This window comes from Pontimicrobium sp. MEBiC01747 (genome assembly GCF_053601635.1).
Genome location: NZ_JBSHNS010000490.1, coordinates 1 through 6,537, shown reverse-complemented (window position 1 = coordinate 6,537; position 6,537 = coordinate 1). Strand labels below are relative to the sequence as shown.

The following is a 6,537-nucleotide window of genomic DNA, read 5'->3' as shown; positions in this document are numbered from 1 at the left end:
TCCATTGTTCTTTATTTTGAAGAATTGGTAGAAAACTTTTTCCATTAGTCTTTAAATCCTTATTTGCAGCAATATCTAAAATTGTAGGAAAGACATCCATTAGCAAGACAATTGATTTATTATCTTCTTTAGGTTGGAACTGGTTATCCCATTTTACAAATAATGGTACTTTAATTCCGCCATCGTACAACCAACCTTTCCCTGCACGAAGCGGGTAGTTTGAGGTTGCTAAATTGCGTTTTTTTGTTCCGTCGTTAGATAATCCTCCATGGTCTGACGAAAACACGATAATTGTGTTTTTTTCAATATCTAAATCTTTTAGTAGTTTTAATAGTTTTCCAACATTTTCATCCATCGTTTCAACCATTGCTGCATATTTAGGATGATTTTGACGCATTTTTGTACGCCCAGTTCCTTCGTTTATAAATTCTGGTTGATTCTTGAAGTCAAAATTTTTAATTTCTTCTTTATTACGTTGAATATCCTCTGGCTTTGCTTCTAAAGGTTGATGCACTGCGTAAAACGAAAACATAGCCATAAACGGTTTGCCTTTGTCTACATTTTTAATGTATTTGGCAACATTATCGGTCATTACATCCATTAAATAATCGCCTTCTTTACTCACTTTATCTACATCTGGAATTGGCGATTTTTTGGTTTTTCCTTTGCCTTTCTTTTTATTAAAAGGATATAAAAAACTAATTGGCGAGCCTGCGTGACCTGCTGCAAAACTGTAATCGTAACCAAAGTCTTTTAAACTTTCTTCGCCTCCCAAATGCCATTTGCCAAAATATGCAGTTTGATAACCTGCAGCTTTAATGTTTTTTACGAAGTTTTTATTATCTGCAATACCACTCATTTTAAATCCATCGTCTGGCACTTCTCCATTTTGTATAGGATAATTACCTGTCATCATAGCGTAACGCGATGGTACACAACGTGGATAATTGGCATAGGCATTATTAAACACAACTGATGCTTTTGCCAACGCATCAATGTTTGGTGTTTGGTAGATTTTGCTTCCGTTTATGCTTAAATCATGATAGCCTAAATCGTCCACATGGATAATTAGGATGTTTGGTTTTGCTTGAGAAGAAATTTCTGTTTCAGTATTATTTTCTGAAACTGTTGTATTGCTTTTGCAACTGAACATTAATGTTAGCAGTATAATTGTTATATAAATATTCAGTTGCTTCATCTTACTCTTTTATCAACTTTTTATGTTCAATACCTTTATCTGTTTCAACTTTTAATATATACATTCCTATAGCTAAATTATTAAGGTTTATTGAGTTGTTTTCTATAGTTTTTGCGGTGTAAACTTCTTTTCCTGAGATATTGAACACAGAAACTGCTTTTAATGTTGCATCTGTATTAATAGTTAATACCTCTTTTACTGGATTAGGAAAAACAGATATATTACTAAGTGAAACCGCATCGACACTTAATGTTTCGTTAAGCACTTCTATAACTGTAATTGAAAACTTACGTGCATTAAAAGTGTTTAAAATATTATCGTTATTTAAAATTATGTTTGTATCACCTAGAGCAACTCCAGAGACCCAAGGCGCATTCGAGCGATACTGCGTCATTGTTGGCGTACCTGTATAAGTTAATAAGTTATCAAATTTCACATTTTGAATTCCTGTATCACTTACGTTTAACACTAAAATGGTTTCTTTAGTCAAACTTTTAAACTTGTAACCATACAATGAATTAACTGTTCCTACAGAAATTGGATTGGTTCCAAAATTAATTTTTTGCATTTCGGTCATTCCAGACATGGCAGCCATAAACTGTTTTGTTGTAACTCCAGCAGATGCTAATCGCATTGTTGCATCTGGTTTTACAACGTTGTTATCTGTAATATGATGAAAATCTAATTGTTCTGTTTTATCGCCTAAACTTAACCAACTGTAGGTTAATGCTGCATGACGCATACCTGCAGCCCAAGTATCTTCGGCATTATTTTTTGTTGCTCCATACTCTGTAAACCAAATTTTGTAATCGCTTGGTACTTGGTCATAATCTAATTGTTTATCTAATGGGTATTGAATACCTTCTGCTATGGCATGTTTTGCTGTTGTAGCATCTGTAATGGCTGCATTAGTATCTGAAACGCCATAAGCATTATAGGCATCATTTACATAATGGTGCTGTGTTAAAGCATGTACATCTTGTTTTAATTGGGAAAAATCTGGATTCGTATTTAATTCATTGTAGATAGTATTATTCCAACGTTCTCTTGCAGACGTTCCATTTCCTCTTTTTGTGCTTATTAAAGCAAATTTCATATTTGGGTATGCTGCTTTAATACCTGCGACAACATCTTTTGCTTGTTGCAAATAAAACTCTGCATTTACATCTGTTGCATCCTTTTTATTATTAGACTCTATTGCTGCGCCTGCTCCTCCATTTGCCGTGGCATCCCAACCTGAGTAAAACTTCCCGTTAGCTTCTGTAATATGAAAAATACCACCTTCTTCATTTCCAAAATAAAACTCATTTCCAATTTCTACTGCATATGGTTCTTGTCCTTGTGCCACAAACTCATCAATAGCATCAATCATATCAGCAATTTTAGCATTTAATGTGGCTTGACTTTTAAGTATGGCTTCAGATGCGTTTACATCTACTCCTGTTGCGGGTGTAGGTCGTGCCAAATTAGCCATGTAAATAACTTTTGTTGCAGATGGCTTTCCTGCCATAAATTGAGCAATAGTTACAACCTCTCTATTGTTCCATGGTTTATCTGTATTTGGAATAAACTGTCCTGTACTCCAATCCCAATAATTACCTTGTGTGCCTCCTGGATATCTTAAAATATCTGGATTCATTTCTGTTAGTAAAGTTTGAAAAGACGTATTGGTCCAAAATAATGGTCCTCCATCTGAACGTCTGTTAAAACCGATGTTTACTTCTGAGATATCTCTAACAGTTGCGTCTAAAGTTGTGGTAACCGTTTGCGCATCTGCGCTGTTACTATAAAAAAAAGCTATAAAAGCTACTATTTTTAATTTGGTTAAAAATTTCATTTGGGATAAAAGTTATTTAGTTTTTGTTTTTTCTTTTTTTACTTCCTTTATTTTTCTTGCCAACATTTAAGCGTTCTGGCACTAACATTTCCTTTTTCCAATCTTTTAATAATTGAAGCATTTGGGCAGTTTTAGCTGACTCTTTTTTAGATAAATCGTTTAATTCGCCAACGTCTTCTTTTAAATTGTATAATTCTATTTTATCTTTTTCAAAAAAGTGAATTAGCTTATAATTGCCTGAACGTACTACAGATGCTTTACTATCTCCTGTACTATGAGGTCTTGCCTTGCGTGAATGCCAAAAGACCGTTCTGTCTTTCCAGTTCTCTTTGTTTTTTAAAACCGAAGCGTAGCTTTGTCCGTCTAATCCTTTTACTTTTTTATTAAGTGTTAAGTCTAAAAGTGTTGGGAAAATATCCATTCCTAAAACAATAGATTTATCTTCAACACGAGGCTTTAAATTATCTGACCATTTTATAAATAATGGTACACGAATACCTCCTTCGTATAACCATCCTTTTCCTGCTTTAAGAGGCAAGTTTGTTGTTGCTAAATGACGCTCTACTTTAAACCCATCGTTAGATAAACCTCCGTGGTCTGAAGAAAATACAATAATGGTGTTTTTGTCAATACTCATATCTTTCAACGTTTGCAATAATCGACCAACGTTTTCATCTACATTCTCAACCATTCCTGCATATCCAGCATCGTCTTGACGCATTTTACGTCTGCCTTCACCTTCTTTAATATATTCTGGTGTATCACCAAAATCTATAGTTTTTAATTGCTCTTTATTTCGGGCTTCATCTTCTGGTTTTGCTTCAATTGGTGTGTGTACAGCGTAGTATGCTAAAACCGCTAAAAATGGTTTGTCTTTTGGATTGTTTTTAATGAAATTAATGGTAGCATCTGTTAGCATGTCTGAAGCGTAATCGCCTTCCTTACCATCTTCTTGTACATTAGGCACATTATACTTTGCAGGTTTCCCATTTTTTTGTGTGTTAAATGGATAAAAACGACTCCCAATTCCGCCAGCTTCTCCTGCTGCATAAATATGCGAAAAACCAAACTTATCTGGGTTGCTCTTCCCTTTTCCTAAGTGCCATTTACCAACATAAGAGGTGTTATAACCAGCGTTTACAAATTGCTTAATCATATTTTTATCTTCAGGAATGGCGCCTAAATTACCTTTGTTTTCATTTACAGGATACATACCCGTTATCATACCATAACGCGATGGTGTACAACGCGGATAGCTACTGTAAGCATTGGTGAAATTAACAGATTCTTTTGCCAATCGATCTATATTATTTGTATTGTATAGTTGAGATCCTGTGATGCTTAAATCGTGATAGCCTAAATCATCTGTATGGATAATTAATATGTTTGGCTTTTTAGCTTTGCTCAACGTTGCTTTTGTTTGAGCACAACTTATTATTGAGAAGCAAAGTGCTATTAGAAGTGTAATTTTTTTCATTTAAAATCTGTCTTTTATTCTGAATATAAAATTCAGGAATTATGTCAAAAAAAGGCGATAACATTGATTATCGCCTTTTGCTTTATTTTGTTAAATGCGACTTAAGCTTCTGCTTCAAATCTTTTACTACATGAACGTATGCTGGATCGTCTATTAGATTTCTTGTTTCTAATGGGTCTTTATCATAGTCATACAATTCGTAACCTGAAATATTATCGTTGTTATATGGCTTGAAACTTCTATAATTGTTATTATGCCACTCTGTATATCTGTATCTATTTGTACGAACAGAATACCCCATTTTTTTTTGACGTCTATATTGATGATAAGCATAATCCATAACTACAGATGTTGCCTTATCGTTATCTAATAATGGTACTAACGATTTTCCATCGGTTTGTGCATTTTGTGGCACATTTGCTAATTCAAATACTGTTGGGAACAAATCGACTAGATTTACTGGATGGTGTGATTTCTGGTTCTTTTCAACTCCTGGTCCAGCAAACATAAATGGAATACGTGTTGCTTGCTCAAAATTAGAGTGCTTGCACCACTCTGTATGGTCACCTAAATGCCAACCATGATCTCCCCAAAGTACAATAACCGTATCGTCTAGAATGTTTCGTTTTTCGAGATTATCTAATAGTATTCCTATTTGCGCATCTATATAGGATATACAAGCCATATAACCATGAATAAGCTCACGTTGCTTAGCTTCTGGAATAATATCGCCAACTCTATAATTGTTATCGATATCGCTGAATGCTCTTAATTCTCCAAAAGAATGGTAGGCAAACTTTGGTGTTCCTTCGGCTACTTTTTGAAATTTTGCTAATTCAATTTTATCTCTATCGTATAAATCCCAATACTTTTTTGGCGCCACGAATGGTAAGTGTGGTTTTTGATAGCCCACTCCTAAAAACCAAGGTTTTCCAGATTTTTCTAAATCGTCTAACTGTTGTAATGCAGTTTGCGTATATAAGCCATCTTGATATGCTGTATCGCTAACATCAACGCTTTCTGTAGAAGGTTTTAAACGTTTAAATACATAGCCTCTTTGTTTACCTCCTCTTTTAATGCCTTTAGCGATAGCTTCTTCTTTAAGTTTAGCCATTTGCTTTTTAGTCTCTGGATTTTGATAATAAGAAAAAGCTGCTTCTCCTGCTGCTGGATCATAATTATTTGGTAATTGATGTGGCATACTCCAACTTTTTCCATCATGTCCAGGGGAAGAACTTCCCTTATGATAAATCTTACCTACTGCTGTGGTTTCATAGCCTTGAGATATTAAATATTCTGGCATTGATACTAAACTAGGTGCAGATTCTCTAAAATCGGTATGTAAATCCCAAACTTTAGTTTTATCTGGATTTGCACCTGTCATTACACTTGCGCGAGAAGGACCACAAACGGCATACTGTACATGAGCGTTGGTAAAGGTCATTCCCATTTTTGCTAAACGGTCGAAGTTTGGTGTTTTCATCTGAGATTCACCATAATTTGAAAGCAATGGTTTTAAATCATCAATAGAAAGAAAAAGGATATTTTTCTTAGTATTTGAAGTTGTTACCACATTATTAGACTTTTCATCTAATGCTTTATCGTTAGTTGATTTTTGCGAACCACAAGCCGATAAAATTATCGCTCCAACTAGTGTTGCTATGAAAAATATTTTTTTCATTTATATCTTTTTATTTATTTGTTAATACGTCTTGTACAGAGGTCTCACTATCTTTTCTATCAACGATTGAACCAAAGTCTGTGTCTGTTATCATTCTAAAATCTGCTAAAGACTTATCGTTTTCAGATTTTTTCATCAATGCTTTTAATTGCGCTTTTAAATCCGTTACCACATTTGCATATTGTGGATCTGCAATAATATTATTTATTTGTGTTGGGTCTTTTTCTAAATCATATAACTCCCAAATATCAATATTATAGTAAAAATGTGCTAATGTGTATTTTTGTGTTCTAATACCATAATGTGGTTGTACATGATGCCAATAAGGAAATTCGTAATAATGA

Annotated in this window: 5 protein-coding genes; all 5 read right to left on the bottom strand. The window is 34.0% G+C overall.

Annotated features, from left to right (window positions below; genetic code table 11):
• Positions 1-1,153 (bottom strand): sulfatase-like hydrolase/transferase (locus ACVC2P_RS16265; protein WP_452599511.1); only part of this gene is annotated, 1,153 nt, incomplete at its 3' end.
• Between the two features lie 46 nt (positions 1,154-1,199).
• Positions 1,200-3,035, bottom strand: a complete 1,836-nt coding sequence (locus tag ACVC2P_RS16260) for a T9SS type A sorting domain-containing protein (RefSeq protein WP_452599510.1) — start codon at positions 3,033-3,035, stop codon at positions 1,200-1,202.
• Between the two features lie 16 nt (positions 3,036-3,051).
• Positions 3,052-4,512: a sulfatase gene (locus ACVC2P_RS16255; RefSeq protein ID WP_452599509.1), complete on the bottom strand. Its 1,461-nt coding sequence runs from the start codon at positions 4,510-4,512 to the stop codon at positions 3,052-3,054.
• A gap of 82 nt (positions 4,513-4,594) precedes the next feature.
• Positions 4,595-6,193, bottom strand: coding sequence for a sulfatase-like hydrolase/transferase (locus ACVC2P_RS16250; RefSeq protein WP_452599508.1), 1,599 nt, complete (start codon positions 6,191-6,193; stop codon positions 4,595-4,597).
• Between the two features lie 10 nt (positions 6,194-6,203).
• The coding region (locus ACVC2P_RS16245; RefSeq protein ID WP_452599507.1) for a sulfatase/phosphatase domain-containing protein at positions 6,204-6,537 on the bottom strand (334 nt) is incomplete at its 5' end.

Excerpts from the sequence above, each read along its gene's own strand:
- ACVC2P_RS16260 (WP_452599510.1), bottom strand. The coding sequence starts at position 3,035 with ATGAAATTTTTAACCAAATTAAAAATAGTAGCTTTTATAGCTTTTTTT.
- ACVC2P_RS16255 (WP_452599509.1), bottom strand. The coding sequence starts at position 4,512 with ATGAAAAAAATTACACTTCTAATAGCACTTTGCTTCTCAATAATAAGT.
- ACVC2P_RS16250 (WP_452599508.1), bottom strand. The coding sequence starts at position 6,193 with ATGAAAAAAATATTTTTCATAGCAACACTAGTTGGAGCGATAATTTTA.